25 protein-coding genes, 1 tRNA gene and 3 pseudogenes are annotated in these 22,231 nt (G+C 64.8%); 15 read left to right on the forward strand and 14 right to left on the reverse strand.

The genetic code is table 11. The features are described 5' to 3' along the window. Nucleotides 1-139 precede the first annotated feature (139 nt). On the forward strand, nt 140-3,652 hold the full coding sequence (gene dnaE, locus C4S70_RS13750) for a DNA polymerase III subunit alpha (RefSeq protein ID WP_104008687.1): 3,513 nt from the start codon (nt 140-142) through the stop codon (nt 3,650-3,652). Nucleotides 3,653-3,655: 3 nt separating this feature from the next. On the opposite strand, the gene C4S70_RS13755 is transcribed toward dnaE, so the two are convergent. Beyond that, nucleotides 3,656-3,850: a SlyX family protein gene (locus tag C4S70_RS13755; protein ID WP_104008716.1), complete on the reverse strand. Its 195-nt coding sequence runs from the start codon at nt 3,848-3,850 to the stop codon at nt 3,656-3,658. Nucleotides 3,851-3,952: 102 nt separating this feature from the next. Here C4S70_RS13755 and C4S70_RS13760 point away from each other — a divergent pair, with 102 nt between their 5' ends. From C4S70_RS13760 to C4S70_RS13775, 4 genes are all read left to right on the forward strand, one after another. Beyond that, nucleotides 3,953-4,756 (forward strand): crotonase/enoyl-CoA hydratase family protein, encoded by an 804-nt coding sequence (locus C4S70_RS13760; protein WP_104008688.1) that lies wholly within the window; start codon nt 3,953-3,955, stop codon nt 4,754-4,756. A gap of 79 nt (nt 4,757-4,835) precedes the next feature. Further along, nucleotides 4,836-5,915, forward strand: coding sequence for an NAD(P)/FAD-dependent oxidoreductase (locus C4S70_RS13765; RefSeq protein ID WP_104008717.1), 1,080 nt, complete (start codon nt 4,836-4,838; stop codon nt 5,913-5,915). Further along, a complete protein-coding gene (locus C4S70_RS13770; RefSeq protein ID WP_104008689.1) occupies nt 5,912-6,571 on the forward strand; it encodes a DUF938 domain-containing protein in 660 nt (219 codons plus the stop codon). Before C4S70_RS13765 ends, C4S70_RS13770 begins: the two co-directional genes overlap by 4 nt. Nucleotides 6,572-6,646: 75 nt before the next feature. Next, entirely contained in the window at nt 6,647-6,988 is a 342-nt protein-coding gene (locus tag C4S70_RS13775) for a carboxymuconolactone decarboxylase family protein (RefSeq protein WP_104008690.1), read from the forward strand. Nucleotides 6,989-7,055: 67 nt separating this feature from the next. Here the strand turns inward: C4S70_RS13775 and pncA are convergent, their stop codons facing one another. Then, the gene (pncA, locus tag C4S70_RS13780) at nt 7,056-7,652 is read right to left on the reverse strand and encodes a bifunctional nicotinamidase/pyrazinamidase (RefSeq protein WP_104008691.1); all 597 of its coding nucleotides are present in this window, start codon (nt 7,650-7,652) and stop codon (nt 7,056-7,058) included. Nucleotides 7,653-7,747: 95 nt separating this feature from the next. Here pncA and trhO point away from each other — a divergent pair, with 95 nt between their 5' ends. Beyond that, the gene (trhO, locus tag C4S70_RS13785) at nt 7,748-8,653 is read left to right on the forward strand and encodes an oxygen-dependent tRNA uridine(34) hydroxylase TrhO (RefSeq protein ID WP_104008692.1); all 906 of its coding nucleotides are present in this window, start codon (nt 7,748-7,750) and stop codon (nt 8,651-8,653) included. Between the two features lie 107 nt (nt 8,654-8,760). Here the strand turns inward: trhO and C4S70_RS13790 are convergent, their stop codons facing one another. Further along, nucleotides 8,761-9,978, reverse strand: coding sequence for an MFS transporter (locus C4S70_RS13790; RefSeq protein ID WP_104008693.1), 1,218 nt, complete (start codon nt 9,976-9,978; stop codon nt 8,761-8,763). Nucleotides 9,979-10,107: 129 nt separating this feature from the next. On the opposite strand from C4S70_RS13790, the gene dapD reads away from it, so the two are divergent. The 3 genes from dapD to C4S70_RS13805 are packed head-to-tail and all read left to right on the forward strand — an operon-like array spanning nt 10,108 to nt 11,825. Continuing rightward, on the forward strand, nt 10,108-10,935 hold the full coding sequence (gene dapD, locus C4S70_RS13795) for a 2,3,4,5-tetrahydropyridine-2,6-dicarboxylate N-succinyltransferase (protein WP_104008694.1): 828 nt from the start codon (nt 10,108-10,110) through the stop codon (nt 10,933-10,935). A 10-nt stretch (nt 10,936-10,945) separates the two neighbouring features. After that, entirely contained in the window at nt 10,946-11,431 is a 486-nt protein-coding gene (locus C4S70_RS13800; RefSeq protein WP_104008695.1) for a flavodoxin family protein, read from the forward strand. A gap of 58 nt (nt 11,432-11,489) precedes the next feature. After that, nucleotides 11,490-11,825, forward strand: a complete 336-nt coding sequence (locus tag C4S70_RS13805) for a hypothetical protein (RefSeq protein ID WP_104008696.1) — start codon at nt 11,490-11,492, stop codon at nt 11,823-11,825. Between the two features lie 306 nt (nt 11,826-12,131). On the opposite strand, the gene C4S70_RS13810 is transcribed toward C4S70_RS13805, so the two are convergent. From C4S70_RS13810 to C4S70_RS13850, 9 genes are read right to left on the reverse strand one after another with little or no spacing between them, the layout of a single operon-like run. Beyond that, on the reverse strand, nt 12,132-12,599 hold the full coding sequence (locus C4S70_RS13810) for a flagellar basal body-associated FliL family protein (protein ID WP_104008697.1): 468 nt from the start codon (nt 12,597-12,599) through the stop codon (nt 12,132-12,134). A gap of 8 nt (nt 12,600-12,607) precedes the next feature. Then, on the reverse strand, nt 12,608-13,342 hold the full coding sequence (gene flgH / locus C4S70_RS13815; protein WP_104008698.1) for a flagellar basal body L-ring protein FlgH: 735 nt from the start codon (nt 13,340-13,342) through the stop codon (nt 12,608-12,610). A 2-nt stretch (nt 13,343-13,344) separates the two neighbouring features. Continuing rightward, on the reverse strand, nt 13,345-13,761 hold the full coding sequence (flgA, locus tag C4S70_RS13820; RefSeq protein ID WP_104008699.1) for a flagellar basal body P-ring formation chaperone FlgA: 417 nt from the start codon (nt 13,759-13,761) through the stop codon (nt 13,345-13,347). Further along, nucleotides 13,761-14,546: a flagellar basal-body rod protein FlgG gene (flgG, locus tag C4S70_RS13825; protein ID WP_104008700.1), complete on the reverse strand. Its 786-nt coding sequence runs from the start codon at nt 14,544-14,546 to the stop codon at nt 13,761-13,763. The genes flgA and flgG overlap by 1 nt, the downstream gene beginning before the upstream one ends. 20 nt (nt 14,547-14,566) lie before the next feature. Continuing rightward, complete coding sequence (locus tag C4S70_RS13830; protein WP_104008701.1) at nt 14,567-15,280, reverse strand: flagellar hook-basal body complex protein; 714 nt, start codon at nt 15,278-15,280, stop codon at nt 14,567-14,569. Continuing rightward, nucleotides 15,277-15,552 carry a flagellar biosynthetic protein FliQ gene (locus tag C4S70_RS13835; protein WP_104008702.1) on the reverse strand — a complete coding sequence of 92 codons (276 nt, stop codon included), beginning with the start codon at nt 15,550-15,552 and terminating at the stop codon, nt 15,277-15,279. The genes C4S70_RS13830 and C4S70_RS13835 overlap by 4 nt, the downstream gene beginning before the upstream one ends. Before the next feature lies 1 nt (nt 15,553). After that, a complete protein-coding gene (fliE, locus tag C4S70_RS13840; protein ID WP_104008703.1) occupies nt 15,554-15,844 on the reverse strand; it encodes a flagellar hook-basal body complex protein FliE in 291 nt (96 codons plus the stop codon). Nucleotides 15,845-15,856: 12 nt separating this feature from the next. After that, on the reverse strand, nt 15,857-16,249 hold the full coding sequence (gene flgC, locus C4S70_RS13845) for a flagellar basal body rod protein FlgC (RefSeq protein ID WP_104008704.1): 393 nt from the start codon (nt 16,247-16,249) through the stop codon (nt 15,857-15,859). A gap of 9 nt (nt 16,250-16,258) precedes the next feature. Next, nucleotides 16,259-16,675: a FlgB family protein gene (locus C4S70_RS13850; protein ID WP_235003833.1), complete on the reverse strand. Its 417-nt coding sequence runs from the start codon at nt 16,673-16,675 to the stop codon at nt 16,259-16,261. A gap of 57 nt (nt 16,676-16,732) precedes the next feature. On the opposite strand from C4S70_RS13850, the gene C4S70_RS13855 reads away from it, so the two are divergent. From C4S70_RS13855 to C4S70_RS13865, 3 genes are all read left to right on the forward strand, one after another. Beyond that, a complete protein-coding gene (locus C4S70_RS13855) occupies nt 16,733-18,076 on the forward strand; it encodes a FliI/YscN family ATPase (protein ID WP_104008706.1) in 1,344 nt (447 codons plus the stop codon). Nucleotides 18,077-18,198: 122 nt separating this feature from the next. Then, nucleotides 18,199-18,273, forward strand: a tRNA-Gln gene (locus C4S70_RS13860). A gap of 173 nt (nt 18,274-18,446) precedes the next feature. After that, on the forward strand, nt 18,447-18,809 hold the full coding sequence (locus tag C4S70_RS13865) for a hypothetical protein (RefSeq protein ID WP_104008707.1): 363 nt from the start codon (nt 18,447-18,449) through the stop codon (nt 18,807-18,809). A gap of 41 nt (nt 18,810-18,850) precedes the next feature. On the opposite strand, the pseudogene C4S70_RS19170 reads toward C4S70_RS13865, so the two are convergent. Next, nucleotides 18,851-18,970: pseudogene (locus tag C4S70_RS19170) on the reverse strand (helix-turn-helix domain-containing protein); the annotation flags it as partial. Here C4S70_RS19170 and C4S70_RS13875 point away from each other — a divergent pair. After that, nucleotides 18,956-19,411, forward strand: a pseudogene (locus C4S70_RS13875) (transposase); the annotation flags it as partial. The pseudogenes C4S70_RS19170 and C4S70_RS13875 overlap by 15 nt on opposite strands. A 174-nt stretch (nt 19,412-19,585) precedes the next feature. Here C4S70_RS13875 and C4S70_RS13880 read toward each other — a convergent pair. After that, a complete protein-coding gene (locus C4S70_RS13880; protein ID WP_104008709.1) occupies nt 19,586-21,226 on the reverse strand; it encodes a recombinase family protein in 1,641 nt (546 codons plus the stop codon). A 273-nt stretch (nt 21,227-21,499) separates the two neighbouring features. Here C4S70_RS13880 and C4S70_RS18685 point away from each other — a divergent pair, with 273 nt between their 5' ends. Together C4S70_RS18685 and C4S70_RS13885 are read left to right on the forward strand one after the other, a co-directional pair. Continuing rightward, on the forward strand, nt 21,500-21,676 hold the full coding sequence (locus C4S70_RS18685; RefSeq protein WP_160114880.1) for a hypothetical protein: 177 nt from the start codon (nt 21,500-21,502) through the stop codon (nt 21,674-21,676). Between the two features lie 44 nt (nt 21,677-21,720). Then, a pseudogene (locus tag C4S70_RS13885) lies at nt 21,721-22,068 on the forward strand (transposase); the annotation flags it as partial. Between the last annotated feature and the right edge of the window lie 163 nt (nt 22,069-22,231).

A 22,231-nucleotide genomic window follows, 5' to 3' on the forward strand; every position in this document is an offset into this window, starting at 1 on the left:
TCATGAGGGTTTGCGGCCACAGCCGAGCGGCGGCTTGAAGGACTTTCAGGAAAAGGCGAAAAATCGCGCTGCATTTTCAGGCATTTCCGCCCGCGCGGGCGCCGTTCCCTTTGGCGGGCCGCTGAGGTAGCGTGTCGACATGAGCAGTTCCCCCCGATTCATCCATCTTCGCGTGCACACCGAATATTCGCTGCTGGAGGGCGCGGTGCGGCTGAAGAAGCTGCCCGATCTGTGCCGCACGCATGACATGCCGGCCGTGGCGGTGACCGACACCAACGCGATGTTCTCGGCGCTGGAATTTTCCGTGACGCTGAGCGGCGCGGGCATCCAGCCGATCCTGGGTTGCCAGGTGGATCTGGCATATCAGCCCGTTCAACCGGGGGAGAAGGCGAAGGCGCCCGCGCCCGTGGTGCTGCTGGCGCAGTCCGAGGCGGGATACGAGAACCTGATGAAGCTGAGCTCCTGCCTGTATGTGCACAAGGCAGGCCAGCTGCCGCATGTCACGCTGGAGGAACTCGAGGCGCTGTCGGGCGGGCTGATCTGTCTGACCGGCGGGCCAGAGGGGCCGGTGGGCAAGCTGCTGCAGGCCGGGCAGCGCCCCGCGGCGGAGGTGCTGGTGCAGCGGTTGGCGCGGGCCTTTCCGAACCGGCTCTATGTGGAACTGCAGCGCCATCCGGGCGAGAACGGCCTGCCGGAGGCCGAGCGGCTGACCGAGCGCGGCCATGTGGAAATGGCCTATGCGATGGACCTGCCCCTGGTGGCAACCAACGACGTCTATTTCCCCACGCCGGACATGTACGAGGCGCATGACGCGCTGATCTGCATTGCCGAAGGCGCCTATGTCGATCAGCAGGAACCGCGCCGCCGCCTGACGCCGCAGCATTACTTCAAGTCGCAGCAGGAGATGGTGACGTTGTTCGCCGATCTGCCCGAGGCGGTCGAGAACACCGTCGAGATCGCCCGGCGCTGCGCCTTCATGGCCTACAAGCGCAAGCCGATCCTGCCGAAATTCGCCGATGACGAGGTGGAGGAACTGCGCCGGCAGGCCTGGGAGGGGCTGGAGCGGCGGCTTGCCGTCATTCCCCACGCCGCGCCGGTCGAAGACTATCACGAACGGCTGAAGTTCGAGCTGGGCATCATCGAGCAGATGGGCTTTCCAGGCTATTTCCTGATCGTGGCCGACTTCATCAAATGGGCCAAGGCGCATGGCATCCCGGTCGGCCCTGGCCGGGGCTCGGGCGCGGGGTCGCTGGTGGCCTATGCGCTGACCATCACCGACCTTGACCCGTTGCGCTACAGCCTGCTGTTCGAACGCTTCCTCAACCCCGAACGGGTGTCGATGCCCGACTTCGACATCGATTTCTGCATGGATCGCCGCGAAGAGGTTATCCATTATGTGCAGGAGAAATACGGGCGCGAGAAGGTGGCGCAGATCATCACCTTCGGCGCGCTGCTGTCCAAGGCCGCGGTGCGCGACGTGGGCCGGGTCCTGCAGATGCCCTATGGGCAGGTGGACCGGCTGTCCAAGATGATCCCGGTCGAGGGGGTGAAACCCGTCAGCATAGAAAAGGCGCTGCAGGACGAACCCCGCCTGCGCGAGGCCGCCCGCGCCGAAGAGGTCGTGGACCGGCTGCTAAAATACGGGATGCAGCTCGAGGGGCTTTTGCGCAACGCATCGACCCATGCCGCGGGCGTGGTGATCGGCGACCGGCCGCTGGACCAGTTGGTGCCGCTCTACCAGGATCCGCGATCCGACATGCCGGCGACCCAGTTCAACATGAAATGGGTGGAGCAGGCCGGGCTGGTGAAGTTTGACTTTCTGGGGCTGAAAACGCTCACCGTGATCCAGAACGCGGTGAATCTGATTCGGCAGTCTGGGCGGCACCTGCACATCGCCGCCGACGGCACGCAGCTCTATGATCCGCCCGAAGGCGCGGTGGACGAGATCAACGCGATCCCGCTGGACGACGAGAAGACCTACAAGCTTTATGCCGCGGCCCGGACCGTCGCCGTGTTCCAGGTGGAAAGCTCGGGCATGATGGATGCGCTCAAGCGGATGAAACCCACCTGCATCGAGGACATCGTGGCGCTGGTGGCGCTCTACCGTCCGGGCCCGATGGAGAACATCCCCACCTATTGCGACGTCAAGAACGGGGTGAAGGAGCGGGAATCGATCCATCCGCTGATCGACCACATCCTGGAAGAAACTCAGGGCATCATCGTCTATCAGGAACAGGTGATGCAGATTGCCCAGGTGATGGCGGGCTACTCCCTTGGCGGCGCCGACCTGCTGCGCCGCGCGATGGGCAAGAAGATCAAGGAGGCGATGGACGCCGAGCGCCCGAAATTCGTCGAGGGTGCCAAGAAGAACGGGGTGGACCAGAAAAAGGCCGAAGAGGTCTTTGCCCTGCTGGAGAAATTCGCCAATTACGGCTTCAACAAGAGCCACGCGGCGGCTTATGCGGTGGTCAGCTATCAGACCGCGTGGCTGAAGGCGAACCACCCCGTCGAGTTCATGGCCGGCGTCATGAACTGCGACATCCACCTGACCGACAAGCTGGCCATCTATTTCGAAGAGGTCCGCAAGGGTCTGGGCCTGCCCTGGGTGCCGCCCTGCGTGAACCGGTCCGAAGCCACCTTCAACGTGGTGAACGGAGAGCTGGTCTATGCGCTGGGCGCGCTCAAGAACGTGGGCGTCGAGGCGATGCGGCTGATTACCGATGCCCGCCGGGCGGATGGGGTGGACAAGCCCTTTGTCAATCTCTTCGACTTTGCCCGCCGGGTGGATCTGAAACGGGTCGGCAAGCGGCCGCTGGAGATGCTGGCCCGCGCCGGGGCCTTCGACCAGCTCGACCGCAACCGCCGGCGGGTGTTCGAAAGCCTCGATGCGGTGGTGGCCTATTCCGCTGCGATCCACGAACAGAAGGCCAGCGCGCAGGTGTCGCTGTTCGGCGAATCCGGCGACGACCTGCCCGAGCCCCGGCTCGCCAACGTCCCCGACTGGCTGCCGGCCGAACGGCTGGGCGAGGAATTCAAGGCCGTGGGCTTCTACCTGTCGGGGCATCCGCTGGACGATTACGCCCTGGCGCTGCGGCGGGCGAATGTTCTGACGCTGGATCAGGTGCTGGAAAAGGCTCAGGGCGGGCCGCTGGTGGCGAAACTGGCCGGCGTCGTGGCCGGTCGGCAGGAACGCAAGTCGGCGCGCGGCAACCGGTTCGCCTTTGTCCAGATGAGCGATTCCACCGGCGCCTTCGAGGTGACGCTGTTTTCCGAAGCGCTCGAGGCCGCGCGCGACCACCTGGAAACCGGCTCCAAGGTCGTGCTCACGGTCGAGGCGACGCTGGAGGCCGATCAGCTCAAGCTGCTGGGCCGGTCGGTAGCGCCGATCGATTCGGTCGTCTCGCGCGGGGCGGCGGTGGGGCTGCGGGTGTTCATCAATGACGCCTCGGCGGTGGACATCGTGGGGTCGGTGCTGGACGACGCGGCCAAGGCTGCGCGCAACGCCGCCCGCGGCCCGGTGGTGCTGTGCCTGACGGATCTTGGACTGCCGGGCGAGGTCGAGATGGACCTGGGTGCCGAATTCGCGATCAACCCCCAGATCAAGGGCGCGATCAAGAGCCTCGACGGCGTGGTCGAGGTCGAGGAGATCTGACCCCTACCAGTGCGGCGGGCGTTCGTCGCCCAGGATCACCCCGCCGCTCTGCGCCGCTTCGCGTTCGGCCTCGCGCTGCATCAGCATCTCGACCCGCCGCGTCAGGCGGTCGATCTCGGCCTGCTGGCGGGTCACCACGTCGCTGAGGTCGTCCACCGCGCGCATGAGGTGGGCGATCCGTTCTTCCAGTTCGTAAATCTGTGTCATGGGCAGGCGTATAGCGCCGCCACGTCATCGCGCCAACCATGTTGCCCGCGCGCGCCCCTTGGCCCACCATCGCCGGCAGGGAGGATCGCGAACATGACCGTCATCGTCGAAACCAGCGAAGGCATCACCACCGTCACCATCAACCGCCCCGAGGCGCGCAACGCCGTGAACCCGGCCACCGCGCGGCAGCTCTATGACGCTTTCCTTGCCTTCGAGGCCGACGATACCGCCAAGGTCGCGATCCTCACCGGGGCGGGGGGATATTTCTGCGCGGGCTTCGACCTCAAGTCCGCCGGATACGCCGAGGCCGACGACTGGCTGCGCGCGGTCCAGATCCCCGACGACTGGACCGACCCGATGGCGCATCCCCTGCCCGGACCGATGGGGCCGACGCGGCTGATGCTGACCAAGCCGGTGATCGCCGCGATCGAGGGGCCGGCGGTGGCCGGCGGGCTGGAGCTGGCGGCCTGGTGCGACCTGCGGGTGATGGCCGAAGGGTCGATCACAGGCGTGTTCTGCCGCCGCTGGGGGGTGCCGCTGGTCGATGGCGGCACGGTGCGGCTGCCGCGCATCGTGGGACAGGGCATCGCAAACGACCTGATCCTGACCGGCCGCGAAGTGGACGCCGAAGAGGCGCTGGCCATCGGGTTTGCCAACCTGATGTGCGACCGGGGCGCGGCGCTGGAGGTGGCGCGGGATCTGGCCCGCGACCTGACCCGGTTTCCGCAGGCCTGCATGCGTGCCGATCACCTGTCGGCCCGGATGCCGCCGGAAGAGCTCGCCGCCGCGCTGCGCCGCGAATGGGCCTCGGCCTCGGCCTTCGAGGCAGAGGGACGCGAAGGCGCCGCCCGCTTTGCCGCCGGCAAGGGCCGCGGCGGCGATTTCGGCGACATCTGACCCCTGCGCGGGGACGCGTCCCGACTTGGCTTCGACGGGCTTTGCGCCCATGATGCGCCAAACGGACAAGGACACGGCAATGATCGACTTTCTGGTGATCGGCGGCGGCATCGCCGGGCTGTCGGCGGGGGCGCGGCTGTCGGCGCATGGCACCGTCACGCTGCTCGAGGCCGAAGAGGCGCTGGGCTACCACGCCTCGGGCCGCTCGGCGGCGATGTACGAGGCCAATTACGGCCTGCCCTCGACGGTGGCGCTGAACATCGCCAGCGGCGAGTATCATCGCACCGCCAATGGCGGCTATCTCAGCCCGCGCGGCCTGCTGGCGGTGGGGCGGCCCGAGGACGCCGACAGCTTTGCCCGCGACCTTGAGGAACTGAAGCTCGACCCCGTTCCGGTGGCCGAGGCGCTGGAGATGGTGCCGATCCTGAACCCCGGCCGGGTGGCCTTTGCCGGCTATCACGCGGCGGCCTGGGATCTGGACACCGACCGGATGCTGCAGGACTTTGCCAAGGTGATCCGCGCCAATGGCGGGCAGGTGCTCACCCGCCACGCGGTCACGGCCATCGCGCGCGACGGCGCCGGCTGGCGCATCAAGGCCGGCGGCCAAACTTTCGCGGCGCGCGCCATCGTCAACGCTGCCGGCGCATGGGCCGACCGCATCGCCGCGCTGGCCGGGGTCGCGCCCATCGGCATCGTCCCCCACCGCCGGTCGATGGCTCGCCTGCCCGCGCCTGGCGGCCATGACGTGACCGGCTGGCCGATGATCATGGGGCCGGGCGAGTCGTGGTATGCCAAACCCGACGCGGGCAAGCTTCTGGTATCGCCCGCCGACGAAGATCCCGTAGAGCCGCATGACGCCTGGGCCGACGACATGGTGCTGGCCGAAGGACTGGCCCGCTACGAGGACATGGTGACCGAACCCGTGACGCGGGTGGAGACCAGCTGGGCGGGGCTGCGCAGCTTTTCCCCCGACCGGGCGCTGGTTCTGGGACCGGACCCCGATCACACCGGTTTCATCTGGAGCGCGGGCCAGGGCGGATACGGGTTTCAGACCGCGCCCGCCGCGTCGCAACTGCTGTGCGATCTCGTCACCGGCACTCAACCCGCGCTTGATGCCGAAACCGTCGCCGCGCTGAAACCCGACAGGTTCCGCCGATGACCGACGAAGGGAAACAGGAGCCGCACAGCCTTGCCCTGCCCGCCGAAGGGGAAAAGCTGTTCGCCCCATCGGCAGAACGCAACACGGGGCCGCTGTGCGACCTGCTGGATCAGGTGGCCCCGCGCAAGGGCCGCGCGCTGGAAATCGCCAGCGGCACCGGCCAGCATGTGGTGGCCTTTGCCGCGCGTCTGCCGGGGCTGACCTGGCAGCCGACCGAACCCGGCCCGACCCGCCGCGCCTCGATCGCGGCCTATGTGGCCGAATCGGGGCTTGCCAACATCGCCCCGCCGATCGCGCTCGACGCCACCGCGCCGGGCTGGGGCGCGGCCCATGCCGGCCAGGCGCTTATCTTTCTGGCCAACCTTCTGCACCTGATCCCGATGCCACGGGCCGAAACCCTGATCGCCGAGGCCGCGCGGGCGCTGGCGCCCAGGGGGCGGCTGGTGATCTACGGCCCCTTCATGCGCGCGGGCGAACTGACCAGCGAGGGCGACCGCCGGTTTCACGCCGCACTGGTGGCCGAAGATCCGTCCATCGGCTACAAGGACGACTTCGACGTGATGGACCTGATGCAGGGCTCGGGTCTGGACATGGTGCAGGTCGTCGAGATGCCCGCCAACAACCTTGCGCTGGTGGCGGAAAGGCGCGCCGTCTGATCAGGATCAAGGTGCGCCCTGCAACGGCATGCTCTGACATGTTCCGAAACCAGAATATGGACAGGAGGTTCTCCCATGGCCTGGCAGGACAAGCTCAAGACCACCCGCGACGGCCTGCGCAATCTCAACCGCGCGATCCCCGACACCACCCGCGCCTTCGGGGCGCTCGGCAAGGCGGTCAAGGAAGGCGGCACGCTGGACTTCAAGACCAAGGAGTTCATCGCGCTTGGCATCTCGGTGGCCGACCGGTGCGAACCCTGCATCGCCTTGCATACCGAGGCGCTGGTGCGCACCGGAGCTACTCGCGAAGAGGTCGCCGACGTGCTGGCCATGTGCATCCAGATGGGGGGCGGGCCGGCAATGATGTATGCGGCCCGCGCGCTGGAATGCTACGACGAGCTGTCCGCAGAGGAATGACCTTGGCGAGAGTCGGCTGAAATCAGGGGCGGCGCCGGGATCGGTCTGCACCTGCCGGCCGGCGCCCCTACCCTTCCAGTTTCACCCCGGCCGCCTTCATCGCATCGACCGCAGCCCCGAGCGATCCGTCGAGATCGATCGCCCGGCATGCATCCAGCCGCACGGTCACCTCGAACCCCAGCCGCGCCGCGTCCACGGCCGAATAATGGACGCAAAAGTCGGTCGCCAGCCCGGCCATGGTCAACCGGTCGATCCCGCGCGTGCGCAGATAGCCCTCCAGCCCGGTCGGCGTTTCGTGATCATTTTCGAAAAAGGCGGAATAGCTGTCGATCGCGGGATTGAACCCCTTGCGAATGATCAGGTCGCCATCGGTGCGCAACCGCGGGTGAAACGCCGCGCCCTCGGTTCCCTTCACGCAGTGATCGGGCCACAGAACCTGGGGGCCATAGGGCATGTCGATCATGCCAAAGGGCTCGCCCCCCTCATGCGACGAGGCAAAGGACGAATGGCCCGCCGGATGCCAGTCCTGGGTCAGGATCACCGCGTCGAACCGGTCCATCATGGCGTTGATCGGCGCGACCACTTCGTCCCCGCCGGGCACGGCCAACGCGCCGCCGGGGCAGAAATCGTTCTGGACGTCGATCACGATCAGGGCGTGGGTCATGGCAGTCTCCTTTCGCCCACCATCGGTAGGCCGGCGCGCATCGGGCGTCAATGCGGCCCTTGCGCGGATGGCCCGGGCGGACTAGACCCCGCCCCATGTTCACGATCGCGGCCCTTTATCACTTTTCCCGGTTCGAAGACCCGGCCACGCTGCGCGGCCCCCTGCTCGATCTGTGCCTGGCACACGACATCAAGGGCACCCTGCTGCTGGCGCGCGAAGGCATCAACGGCACGATCGCCGGCCCGCGCGCGGGCATCGACGCGGTTCTGGCCCATATCCGCGCCCTGCCGGGCTGCGCGGACATGGAATGGAAGGAATCCACCGCCGACAAGCCGCCCTTTGCGCGGATGAAGGTCAGGTTGAAGAAGGAAATCGTGACGCTGGGCCAGCCCGACGTGGACCCCCGCGCCCGTGTCGGCCATTATGTGGAGCCTCGGGACTGGAACGACCTGATCCGCAACCCGGACGTTGCGGTGATCGACACGCGCAACGACTACGAGGTGGCGATCGGCACCTTCGAGGGCGCGATCGACCCGAAAACCCAAAGCTTCCGCGACTTCCCCGCCTGGTGGGAGGCCAACCGCCACCGCTTTCACAACAAGCGGATCGCCATGTTCTGCACCGGCGGGATTCGCTGCGAGAAATCGACCAACTGGCTGCTGGGCCAGGGGGTCCAGGAGGTCTATCACCTCAAGGGCGGGATCCTGCGCTACCTCGAGGAAATCCCGCCCGAGAACAGCGCCTGGCAGGGCGACTGCTTTGTCTTCGACGAACGCGTCAGCGTCGGCCACGGCCTGCGCCCGGGTCCGCACATCCTCTGCCGCGGCTGCCGCCGGCCGATCCTGCCGCAGGACCGGGAGCGCCCGGAATTCGAGGAAGGCGTCTCCTGCCACCTGTGCTTTCGCGAAACTACCGAGGCCGACAAGGCCCGCTTCCGCGAGCGTCAACGCCAGATCGAACTGGCCCGCAAACGCGGCGCGACTCACTTGGCAGGCGCCTGAGCGCCCCTTCATCTTGCCCCAAATACTCCGGGGAGCGCGAGGGGCAGAGCCCCTCGCATTCGCCCTTGCCCCCCGACGCAACGGTCAGGGCCTCGCGCACCCGCCGATCACACCGCCTCTGCGCTGGCCCGCGGCCGCGACCGCAGCAGAAGCGTCCCGATGATCCCCATGTTCAGCATGTTCCAGCCGATCCCGTTCAGGAACGCCCACCGGTAGCTGCCGGTCAGATCATAGATCCAGCCCGACATCCACCCGCCCAGCGCCATGCCGAGGATCGTCATCATCATCACGAACCCCACCCGCGCCCCGGCCTCGCGCGCGGGCATGTATTCGCGCACCACCAACGCATAGGACGGCACGATCCCGCCCTGGCTCAACCCGAAGACCGCGCTCACCACATAAAGCGGAACCAAGCCGTCCCAGGGCAGATAGAGAAACAGCGCGATACATTGCAGGGTCGAGCCGATCAGCAGGGTCAGAACCCCGCCCAGCCGGTCCGCGACCAGGCCCGAAATCACCCGGCTGACCACCCCGCCCAGCAGCATCAGCGACAGCATCTCGGCCCCCACGGCCGGCCCATAGCCCAGGCCCACGCAATAGGCGACGATATGCACCTGCGGCATCGACATCGCCACGCAACAGGCGATCCCGGCCAGCCCCAGCATCCATTGCAACGCACGCGGTGACAGCCCCGCGCTGCGCGCCTTCAGCGCGGCGGCGGCCTCGGCTTGGCCATGCGCCTCGACCGGCACCCGGCGCCGCAACAGCAGCGCCAGCGGCACCACCACCGCCAGCGTGATGAGCGCGAGCGCAAGATAGACCTGCCGCCAGCCGCTCTCGGCGAGAAGGCCGGCCAGCAGCATCGGCCAGACCGCGCCCGACAGATAATTGCCGCTGGCTACCAGCGCCACGGCAATGCCGCGCCGGCGCAGGAACCAGTGCGAGATGTCCGCGATCAGCGGCCCGAACCCGACCGCCGTTCCCAGCCCCAGCGCCACATGCACAGCCGACAGCACCAGAATCGACGGCGCCAGCGTTGCAAGCCCATAGGCCGCCGCGCTTGTCACCGCAGCCGCCATCAGGGCCGTGGTTATTCCGAACCGGTCCACCATACGGCCGATGACCAGATTGCCCAGCGCGAAACCGACCATGGTCAGCGTGTAGGGCATCGACGATTCCGCCCGACCGGCGCCGAATTCGGCCTCCACCGCGGGCATCACCACGATCACCGCCCACATGCCGACATTGGCCACCGTGGCGATCGCCAGCGTGACCAGAAGCCGCAGCCAGGAATAGCCGCTGTCGTGAATTCCCGTGCCGTTCATGCCGCCACGCTAGGCGGGATGGCTCGGCTTGACCAGATCCCGCGCGGCCCTTTCGCCGATTCATGGCATTGTCTGGCTGCCGCCGCGCCGCTATAGGGCTGGAAACGCAGGACCAACCGGAGAGGCCCCATGTCGAACGCCCAGCTCGAAGCCGCCATCGAAGCCGCGTGGGAGGCACGCGACACGATCACCCCCAGCACCGGCGGCGAGACCCGCGAAGCCATCGAAGAGACACTGAACGCGCTGGACAGCGGCACCTTGCGCGTGGCCGAGAAACGGGCCGACGGCAGCTGGCACGTCAACCAATGGGCCAAGAAGGCCGTGCTGCTGGGGTTCCGGCTGCACGACATGGAAATTCACGACGGCGGCCCGCAAGGCAGCGGCTGGTGGGACAAGGTGGACAGCAAGTTCAAGGGCTGGGGCGAGCACGAATGGAAGGCCGCCGGTTTCCGCGCCGTGCCCAACTGCGTTGTGCGCAAATCGGCCTATATCGCGCCGGGCGTGGTGCTGATGCCGTCCTTCGTCAACCTGGGCGCCTATGTGGACGAAGGCACGATGGTCGATACCTGGGCCACCGTGGGATCCTGCGCACAGATCGGCAAGAACGTGCATCTTTCCGGCGGTGTCGGCATCGGAGGCGTGCTGGAGCCGATGCAGGCCGGCCCGACGATCATCGAAGACAACTGCTTCATCGGCGCCCGGTCCGAAGTCGTCGAAGGCGTGATCGTCCGCGAGGGTTCGGTGCTGGGGATGGGCGTGTTCATCGGTCAGTCCACCAAGATCGTGGACCGCGAAACCGGCGAGGTGATGTATGGCGAAGTGCCGCCCTATTCGGTGGTGGTCGCGGGCACCATGCCGTCGAAGGGCGGCGTGAACCTCTATTGCGCGGTGATCGTCAAGCGGGTGGACGCAAAGACCCGTTCCAAGACCGGCATCAACGAACTTCTGCGCGACTGACACGGCCGGCATGGCGCGTCTGCTGATCGTCTGGCATTCCCGCACCGGCGGCAGCCGGCAGATGGCCGCGGCCGCCGCCCGCGCGGCCGAGGCCGAGATCGATACCCGCCTGCTGCCGGCGCAGGACGCCGGGCCCGAGGATCTTCTGGGCGCCGACGGCTACATCTTCTGTGCGCCCGAAAACCTGGCCGCCCTTTCGGGGACGATGAAGGAGTTCTTCGACCGCTGCTATTATCCGGTGCTGGGGCGGATCGAGGGGCGGGCCTATGCGCAGATGATCTGCGCCGGGTCCGACGGCGAAGGCGCCGCGCGGCAACTGGCGCGGATCGCCACCGGCTGGCGCCTGAAAGAGGTGCAACCGCCGCTCATCATCTGCACCCATGCCCAGACGCAAGAGGCGATCCTTGCGCCCAAGACGATCCCCGAGACCGAGCTTGACCGCTGCCGCGAACTGGGCGCGGCGATGGGGGCGGGGCTGGGGATGGGCATGTTCTGATCGGCTTTCCGACCGGCTCGACATTGACCCCCAGGAAAGCGGCGGCTATGGCCCGCGCATGGAACAGCAGAAGAAACAGTCGCGCCAGAAGGTCTATACCCTTCTGGTCGAGGTGGGCCGCAAGGCCGGGGACGGCCTGCCCGACGGCGCCACCGGCGCAGCGTTGATGTGCTATTCAAGCGGCGTCGACGAGGCCGAAGCCGTGCGCGAAACCGTCGCCATCCTGAAACAGGCCGACATGGCGCCGCTGGACGTGACCGGTTATGGCACGCTGGAAGAGCGCGAGGCACAAGGCCACGAAATCGACGACGCGGAACGCGCCCTGATGCAGCGTGCACTGGACGAAAACGCGGTGATCGTGGCGCAAGTAACACCGTTCTTTGACGACGAATAATCCGGCTTGGAAACGACCGTCACGATTACGCCATGCCATGTCTCGACGGGCTTGGCACCGAACTTTCGTAAACGCGACGGAAACAGGATCGCGGAAAATGGATCCGGTTTTCGCGGGACGGGCAAGTTTCGGTCGGGTCCGGCGGCTCTGGACGGACTGGCCAGCATGAGTGCGTCCTTCATTCGGCGGATCTTGGTTCGGTGAAAGAAGGCGATTCTCTGGACGCCACGAAGCGTTCCGATCCCGTCGAGCGCTTCGCTGGCGATACTGGAAAGACCAACCCGCATGGCTCGAGATCGGACGCCATCAGGTATCCTGCCGCGCGATATCCGTAATCAACACAGTTCGAACGGAGTCCCCGATCTGGGCGCGCGCTTCTTCCAGAAGGGCGGCTCTGAGCGCGTCCAGTCGTTCGACCCTGGTGAATGCTCCATCAAAAGTCCCCATCACGGCTTGATCGAACAGAACGCGCAGGAATCCGTCACGCAGTTTCGGCTCTCGCTGATAGACCGTTTCGGCCATGCCCTGTTCAACCTCAAGCCCCAGGGACAGAACCACAAGCGCCGCGACCTTGTCGTTTTTTACCAAGGGCACAACGAACTGGTTGTTCAACTTGACGAACTCGGATTCCGCGCTCTTGTCCGCGTGGGTTTCGACCTCTTCGACGAATGCTTCGTGACTTTCCGGGTTCGGGTCGGTCAGAAACATCCCAGCCGCCACACCGGCGCCGGTACCGATCAGCAGGGACAGGATTGGCAGCAGCTTGGCAATCATTGCATGCCTCAGAAAGGGAGAACCGCGTCGAGGATCTGCTGGCCGTATCGGGGCTGCTGCAGATCGGTGATCTGGCCTCGGCCGCCATAGGAGATCCGGGCCGAGGCGATCTTGTCATAAGTCACTTCATTGCGGCGCGAGATGTCCTCGGGCCGGACATATCCCGATACCAGCAGCTCGCGCATTTCGAAATTCACGCGGACCTCCTGTGAACCCATGATCGACAGAACCCCGTTGGGCAGCACGTCCACCACGGTCGCGGCGATGCGGAGCATCAGCTTCTCCTTGCGCTTGACCGACCCCTTCCCGGAACTGCCGCTGGAAGAATCGACCGTCACGGCCTCGTCCAGCGACGCGCCCGCCGGCAGTTTTCCGTTTGCGCGTTGCGGCAGGCCGAACATGTGCGGAACGCTCAGCGATTCCGATCCGCTTCGCGAACGGGACGTGTCGTTGGAGATCTCCGCCTTGTCGTCGATCTCGATCACCACGGTCAGGATGTCACCCTTTTTCTCGGCCCGCCCGTCCCCCAGCAGCGAATGCTGGCCGCTGCTCCAGAGCGAAGACCGATCGACCGTTCTTTGCGATCGCGCATAGGCGGGCAGACCGGGCCACATCATCGCCACATGCTCCGCCCCCGCGTCATTGGCCGAAAAGCTTGGCGGCTTGCCGAGGTGGTCTACACGGCCGCATGCCGACACAAGTAGAGCCGCAGACAGGGCTTTTGCCCAACAGATTGTTTTCATGATTATTTTTCAACCTCTACTGTCCCGTCGCCGCTTATCCGCCCCGTCACCGTCGCCTTCGAGGACAGATTCATCACCCTAATCAGATCTCCCTGCGCCCCACGCCCCAGGGCCCGTCCATCCACCGAAATCCGCAGCGCGCCGCTTCGATAGACAAGCGTCACCAGCTGGTTGCGCTCCACTGATGCGGGGGGGCCAATATCGTTCGCCCTGACCGGCCGACCTGCGTACAGCATGACCCGCGCCTCATTCCCGACCACCTCGGAGGGGTCGCGAAACCCACCCGGACTTTCGATCGGACGCACCGCCAGATCGGCGGCCGATATGACCTCGTGGGCGCGGATGGTCCGGGCGGCAACGACGACGTCAGCCGCGGCCGAAGTCCCCAGGAGCGCGGCGATGCATGCGAACTTCCACATCACCGGACTTGCGTCGTCGCGCGCATCATTTCGTCCACGGCCGAAATGACCTTGGCGTTCATTTCATAGCCGCGCTGCGCCTCGATCAGCTCGGTGACCTCGCGCACCGCATCGACCGAACTGTCCTCGAGATAGCCCTGGCGCAACGTCCCCAACCCGTCCGTGCCGGGTGTTGCGACGATCGGTGGACCGGAGGCCTCGGTCTCGGCGAACAGATTGCCGCCCAGCGCTTCCAGCCCCTTCGCATTGGTAAATCCGGCCAGCGTGAACTGACCCAACAGCTGCCCTTCGGCATTGTCGGCGAAATAGGCATAGACCTCGCCATCGGCGTTGATCGAGATGCTTCGGGCCTCTGGCGGGATGACGATTTCGGGGGACACGACATAGCCCTCGGATGTCACTACCACGCCTTCGGCCGACCGCTTCAGGCTGCCATCGCGGGTATAGGCCGTGGCACCCGACGGCAAAGTGACCTCGAGATAGCCTCGGCCCTCGATCGCGATATCCAGATCATTTCCGGTGGCCGACAGCGATCCCTGGGCAAGGTGGACGGTGACAGCAGCCGGCCGCACGCCCATGCCCAACTGAACACCCGTGGGCAGGACCGTCCCATCGGCGGCATTGATGGTCCCCGGTCGCGCAACCTGTTGATAGTGGAGGTCGGAAAATTCCACACGGCGGGCGTTGTAGCCGGTCGTGTTCATGTTGGCGAGATTGTTGGAAATGGTTTCCACCCGCATCTGCTGGGCACTCATGCCAGTGGCTGCTATATGAAGGGCTCGCATATCGATATCCTGTTCAATGGTCAGCGAAGAAGAGCCTTGACCGCATCGCGGATGCGCCGGTCTTCGGCGTCCAGAAAACTCTGCCCCAATTCATATGCGCGCTGGATCTCGATCATCCGGCCGATCTGACCTATCGCATCCACGTTCGACTCCTCCACCGCGCCTTGGGAAATGTTGACCTCGTCAGCCGGGACAATATCGCCCTCGACCCGAAACATGACGCCGTCTTCCCGGACCAGCTGACTGTCTGCATCGGGCAGGAACACGCCAATCCGCCCGAGCGCGCGATCGCCGGCGCTGATGGTTCCGTCGGCGCCGATCCTGACATTCGACGCATCGGGCGGCACGAAGATTGGCGCACCTCCTTCGTCCAGCACCTTGTAGCCGTCAGGCGACACCAGATCACCATTGGCGTCAGGCGCAAAGGCGCCCGCCCGGGTCAGCCTTGGCCCATTGGGGGTTTCCACCATGAAAAAACCCTCGCCTTCGATCGCGACATCGAAGGTGCCCCCGGTGTGCGTCAGCGCACCCTGCAACATCGAGGTGTTGCGGACGCGTGCCTGTGCCATCGACAGCGGATCGGCACTTTGCGCGGCGCGAACGAACTCGGAAAAGACGAGTCCTTCCTGCCGGTATCCGGTCGTCGAAACGTTGGCGATGTTGTTGGCAACGACCTGCATTTCACGCAACAGGGCGGATTGCCGAGACAGGGTCACATAGCCGGTGGTGCTCATTGCCAGCCTCCCGCGATCAGTGGAATGATCTCGCCCTGAAAGAACGAAATCAGCGTGTTGGTCATGAATGACATCGACACCCAGAACACGGCCACGATGGCGGCCAGCTTGGGCGCGAATGTCAGGGTCATTTCCTGGATCGAGGTCAGAGCCTGAAAGAGCCCGACCACGATCCCCGTCACCAGGGCAACGCTCAGAATCGGAAAAGCCATCAGAACCGCCGCCCAAAGTCCCTGGCGGAGCGTGTCCAGAAAAACGCCTTCACCCAGCATCTCAGATCGGCATTCTCAGGATTTCCTGGTAGGCCTCGACCACCTTGTTGCGCACGGCAATCGCGGTTTCCACCGCCAGTTGGGTCTGGGCCAGCGCCTGCACCAGCATGTGCGGATCTGCATCGCCGACCATCGAGGCCTTTGCCATCTGTTCTCCCTGGCGCAGGGTTTCCGCGAAATCCGCGGCCGCAGAGCGGATCGCTGCGCCTGCGGCTCCCGACGCCGGTTCCGGCCGCGTCGCGGATCGCGCCGCGGCATAGTTCTGAACTGCGCTTACGCTTCGAGCGTCCATTCTGGATCTCCCTTACTTGCGAAGAAGGTCGAGCAGGGACGAGGACATCTCGCGCACCTGTTCGAACATTTTCAGATTTGCCTCATAGCTGCGCTGAGCCTCGCGCGCGTCGGCGATCTCGATCATCAGATCCACATTCGAGCCGTCGTAGTAGCCGTCGGCATTGGCCAACGGATGGGACGGATCGTAGACCTTGTTCAGATCGCGCTGATCGAGCTGAACACCGCCGACCTGCAGCAGGTCGATGCCCTGCGAGCGATCATGGACGGTCCGAAACGGAACCGTCTTGCGGCGGTAACCGGGCGTGTCAACATTGGAGATGTTTTCGGCTACATGACGCAGGCGCGCGGATTGGGCGCGCAGGGCGCTCGCGGCAACCGCCATGGATTTGGAAAACTCGCTCATCGCTGCCCCTTATCCGCGCCCTATCGCGGTACGCAGGATGTTCAGCGATGATTTGTAGATGGCCAGGGCCCGGCCGTGTGACCGCTTGGCCTCGATCGCCTTCAGCATCTCCTGCTCGATCGACACCGTGTTGCCGTTGGGATCCGCGCCTTCATCGGTCACGAAAGTGCGGAAATGCGCATCCGACCCCTCGCGCGCATTCAGGTGCGTCGGGCGGGTCGCGCGCATGTCCATCGCGCCGCCGTCATCAATGATCGCAGAAAAGGAGGCGATGTCGCGCGCCTTGAAACCGGGCGTGTCTGAGTTGGCCATGTTCTGGGCGATGACCGCCTGCCTTGCCGCAGCGTGGCGCGCCATGGCCGAGGCCAGTCTGAATACATCCAGGTTTTCAAACATCGGGCTTCTCCCTCGATTGGCTTCAATCATGGCTTAACCCCGATTCGTTTAGAAAAGGTTTTGAGTTCCCTGCAGGAGCGTTCGACCATGCAACACGCCCTTTCCAACCTTCTCCGCGAGATTGTATCGATTCCCGTCGCGCGCCACGCCGGTCGGGTTCAGTCGGTGTCCGGTGGCGTGATCCGGATCCTGGGTCTCTCGAGCCGCGCGACCACCGGTGACCGGCTCGAGTTGCGGCGACGCGGCGGGGCTTCGCTGTTCGGCGAGGTACTGCAGATCGCCCGCGACCAAGTGACCATGCTCCCCGAGCGCGCGCCTGCGGGCGTCGGCGTGGGGGATCTCGTGCTTCTCTGCGGGCAACCGGATTTCCGCCCCGATGACAGCTGGATCGGGCGCATCGTCGATCCCCATGGCAACCCCCTGGACGGAAGGCCCCTGGTGCGCGGCGCGCAACCCCGCGACATCGCGGCCCCACCACCACCAGCCGCAGAACGGCGGGCAATGGGGTCGCGGGTGTCCACCGGGCTTTCGGTGCTTAACACGATCCTGCCAATCGTTCGGGGACAAAGGGTCGGACTCTTTGCCGGCTCCGGCGTCGGCAAATCCCATCTGCTGGCCCGTCTTGCCTCCCACATGGATGCGGACGTGGTCGTGATCGCGCTGATCGGAGAGCGGGGCCGCGAGGTCAACGAATTCGTACACAAGACCTTGGGGCCCGAAGGGATGAAACGGTCCGTCATCGTCACCGCCACATCGGATCAGTCCGCTTTGACCCGGCGCCGCTGCGGGCTCGCGGCAATGGCCGTGGCTGAACATTTCCGCGATTCGGGCCGGAACGTTCTGTTCCTCGCCGATTCCGTCACGCGGCTGGCCGAAGCGCATCGCGAGGTCGCCGTGGCCGCTGGCGAACCGCCGGCCCTTCGCGGTTTTCCGCCCTCGGTGACGCCGCTGATCGCCGGCCTGTGCGAACGGGCCGGTCCGGGAACGGAAGGTCAGGGCGACATCACCGCCATCTTCAGCGTCCTGGTTGCGGGGTCGGACATGGATGAACCGATCGCCGACATTCTGCGGGGCGTTCTGGATGGCCACATCGTTCTGGACCGCGACATTGCAGAACGCGGCCGGTTTCCCGCGATCAACGTCCGCCGGTCCGTGTCCCGGTCGCTGCCTGAGGCGGCATCGCCGGAAGAGAACGAACTGATCGCCCAGGCGCGGCGTCTCCTTGGCGCCTATGAGCGGTCGGAAATCATGATCCGGTCCGGCCTCTATGCCGAAGGCGCCGACCCGGTTCTGGATCAGGCCGTCGCGGTGTGGCCCGAACTGGACGCGTTTTTCGCGCGGCCGGAAACCGGAGGCATCGACGACAGCTTTCGCCGATTGGAACTGATCCTGCGGCGCAGCGGCGCGCGGCCTGTACGGCAAACCGGCTGATGCGCACCGAGCGCCGTCATGGCGGTCAGCAACGGGCGCACAGTGTCGGGGCCCTGGGTCAAAAAAATCTGGATGACCCTCTTGCAGAGTCCGATCGAGGCGCGTAATTACCCGCTCGTTGCTGGGGTGTAGCCAAGTGGTAAGGCAGCGGTTTTTGGTACCGTGTACCGTAGGTTCGAATCCTACCACCCCAGCCATGAAGCCCTTCGAACGACGCAAAATCAATGGGTTAGACAAACCCGATCCCTCTGCTATGTCACAGCCTCGCGAATCTGAGACACAGACTGAGACACACGCCATCGCAAGCTACGCCCGGAAACGGCGCGACTCGCGCCGTCGGTCGGGCCACCGCCACGCCGGCCCCTACCTCATGCGACGCGGCCGCATCTTCTATTTTCGCAAGCGCCTGCCACGCTGCCGAAAAAATCTTTTTCTCTGTCTTTCGCTTCGAACCCACGTCCCGCTCGACGCCGTGAAACGCGCTGCTGCGCTGCTCGCCGTCTGCGAAAAAACGGAACCCGGAGTCCTGGACGCAATGACGAAGAAAGACCTTTCCCCCGCCGATGCCCGTGCCCTTCTGATGGAAATCCTGCGCGCCGAGCTTGCACGCATCCTCGATCGGCAAGCTGAGGCGGCGATCTTCGAATACATCAATGGCTTCTACAGTCCGCGCCGCCGCCACTCAGCACTGGGCTGGAAAAGCCCCGTCGCATTCGAAGGAAAGTTGGCGTAAACGAGCACTCGAGGCGGCACAAAAGCGCGACAGGTCCACTCCTGCGAGGGAAAGCAGCCGTAGTCCGGGTTGTGCCGGTCGGCGAGATACCACAGCACGAGCTTGGTCGCCGGTTTCAGGCCGCGCTGACGGATCGCCCAGGTGGTCGCGTAATGGCTCATCGCGCACCCTCCTCAAGCCGGGCCATCGCCCAGGACTTGGCCAGGGGCATCGTCGAGGACTACGAGAAGGACCTGCCCACGGCCGTCGCCTGCTTCATGGACGATTTCGAGGCCTGCATCGCCCATCTCAGAATGCCCGTCACCCACCGCCGGGCGATCAGGGCCACCAACCTCCTGGAACGCCTCTTCGTCGAGGAACGTCGACGCCTGAAGATCATCCCCAACGCCTTCGGAGAGCGCCCAGTGCTCAAGCTGATGTTCGGCGCCATGACCCGCGCCGCGGAGCGCTGGCGAAGGGTCCGCTTCACCGAGTTCGAACGACGCCAGATCGCCGCCGTCAGAGAGGAACTCGCCGCCGAATACAAGGCCGCCAACATAACCCCACACGCCTCTCAGCAGGCCCGCTCCGCTACCGAAATTTCCAGCAGTTCTCAGACTTGACCCGAATGCCGGGCGCCTGCGCGGCCGGAACAGACCGAACACATGTGGGGAACGCTCGGCGGCACCGGCGTTGTTGGCGCTACGTTGGCGCTCGGTTTAGCGTTTTGTGCGACAGGCGCACAAGTGTTTGAAAATACGCGAGTAGTGCCGCTTTCGTCATATCGACCAGCGGTCTCATAACCTGAAGGTCGCAGGTTCAAATCCTGCCCCCGCAACCATTGTTATCGAACGGCCCCGGGGACCCCTCCGGGCCTTCGTTTTTCCCTGATCTTCCAAGGCCATGATTGCCGCGAGCTCGCCAACGAGTTCGATGGCCAGCCCGTCGCCTTCGGGCACGAGGCGAATCTCCGACAGAAGGCCTCGCAGGATGCGCGCGGCTTCGCCCTTCTCCCCCTCGGCATTCAGCGCCTCTACAAGCGCGTCGATCTTCTTTCGATAGACATCGGCAAGGCCGGGGTGCAGTCGCAGGGGCTCTTCCTCCTTCTGCGAAAGCAGTTCCGTAAGCTCTGCCTTCCGGGCCTCGAGCCGGGTCAGTTTCTCCTTCATCGACGGGTGGTAGAGGCCTTCGCAGACCGCCTCGACGATCTGCTCGATCTGCTTCTCGACCTTGGCAAGGTCTCGCCGGGCCTTGACCTTTTCGGCCTCCGCCACGCGTCTCAGCGCATTGTATTCCCTACGATAGGTTTCCACGAACTCCGCAATCAGTTCGGCATCGAGCAAATGGTGCCGGAGCCCGTCCAGAACCCTTTCTTCCAGGGTCTGTCTTTCAATGCTTCGCCGGTTGTCGCAGGTGCCCTTGTTCCGAGCCGCCGCGCAGCCATAGCGGCTCTTGCCGACGAGCGTGTAGCCGCCACCGCAAGCGCCGCAGACCAGCAGCCCCGAGAACAGGTAGCGTGGGCGCCGCGCCCTCTCGGGCCGCGCAGAGCCATCCACCCCCATGGCTTTCCGCGCCTCCTGCTGCCGCGCCTTGACGGCGTTCCAGAGCTCATCGTCGACGATGCGAAGGTGGGGCACTTCCTCGATGACCCATTCCTCCGGCGGGTTGGGGCGGGCCTGCCGCTTGCCGGTATCAGGATCCTTTATGAAGGATTGCCGGTTCCAGACCAGCCGGCCGAGATAGAGTTCGTTGTTCAGGATGCCGGTGCCGCGTTTCCAGTTGCCATAGATGGTTGATGCCGACCAGGCGCTGCTGCGCGGCCCCTTGATACCATCACGGTTCAGGCGGCTCGCGATGGTCCTCGGGCTGTCGCCCTGCAGGTACTCCGTAAAGATGCGCCGGACGATTTCGGCCTCTACCTCGTCAACTTCCCGCTCGCCGGTCGTGAATGTTCCGTCGGGCAAGGGTTCTCGCTTCAGCCGATATCCGTAGCAGAGCCCGCCGGCGGACTTGCCCTGACGGACTCGCCCTTCAAGGCCACGATGGGTTTTGATCGCGAGGTCTTTCAGGAACAGCGCGCCCATCGTCCCCTTCAGGCCAATATGCAGCTCGGTAATTTCGCCTTCCGAGACCGTGTGGGGGGCGATCCCGTTGAAGGTCATTTGCTTGTGGAAACCCGCGATGTGCTCCTGGTCGCGGCTGATCCTGTCGATGCTTTCCGCAACCACAAAATCGAATTTTCGGCTGCGGGCGTCCTCGAGCAGCTTCTGGAAGCCCGGGCGCAGATGCGTGGCACCGCTCAGCCCCATATCGGTGTAGATTTCGCCCGCGACCCAGCCCTTCGCCTCGATCAGCTTCATGCACGAACGGACCTGATCCTCGATCGAGGCCTCGCGCTGCATGTCGGTCGAATAGCGGGCGTAGATGACGGCGCGCATCGGTGGGCCTTGCACTCCTTGGCATTTCCAGGCCCACCCAATTATGCGCATAATCAAGCGCTTGTCTGCAACTTTCGATTGCACCCGGGTGCAATGCAGATCTAAATGAAAACAATGCCTTGCAGAAGGCAAAGGTCATGAACTTTGCGATCAGCCCCGCTTACGCGTGCGCCTCGCCTCTTTCCAGCAGTTGCCAATGACCGACTGATAGCGCCAGTTCGCCGAACGCGACGTGGCTAGGTTGTAGTGTTTGTAGGACATGTCGAGCGACGCGTGACCCAGCACATCGCGGATGATACCGACGTGTTCGGGGTCGATCTCGGCAATCGACGTTGCCGCAATGTGGCGGAACGCGTGGGCACGAAATCCTGTACCGAACTCCCGGTCGGTCAGTTGGGCAAGCTCCCGTTGTCTGAAGTCAGCACCTATCGGACAGATTTAGGGGTTTGAGCAACGGAGGATTTCTGGTTCATCGAAGCCATCAAGGAGCGAAGATGAACAAGAAATCCGGAACAAGCAAGGATGCCGCTGACAAGCTGGTCAGAGGCATCAAGCGGAAGACCCGTAAACAGTATTCAGCGGAAGAGAAGATCAGGATTGTCCTGGCTGGCCTGCGCGGTGAGGAAAGCATCGCTGCACTGTGGCGCCGCGAGGGTATTGCCGAGAGCCTGTATTACTCCTGGTCGAAGGAATTCCTCGAAGCCGGGAAGAACCGGCTCGCGGGCGACACCGCCCGGCAGGCGACGGCCCCTGAAGTCAAGGAACTGTGGTCCGAGGCGTTGGCGCTGAAGGAGGTCGTTGCGGAACTGACGCTTGAGAACCGGTTGCTCAAAAAAACGTATGGCCCGTCCCGTCTGCAAGAAGTTTCTGTTGGCGCTGATTGCGGTCTGCAAAAACGTATCCGGCATGTCGGCCAGTTGGCCGCCGCCAAGATGGAGATCCGCGCACTCTGTTCCTCATAAGCATGTCGGCTTCGATCGAGCCGCATTTTTTTACCAGGTTTGC

Origin of the sequence: Jhaorihella thermophila (genome assembly GCF_900108275.1) — a bacterium.
Classification (GTDB): Bacteria; Pseudomonadota; Alphaproteobacteria; order Rhodobacterales; family Rhodobacteraceae; genus Jhaorihella; species Jhaorihella thermophila.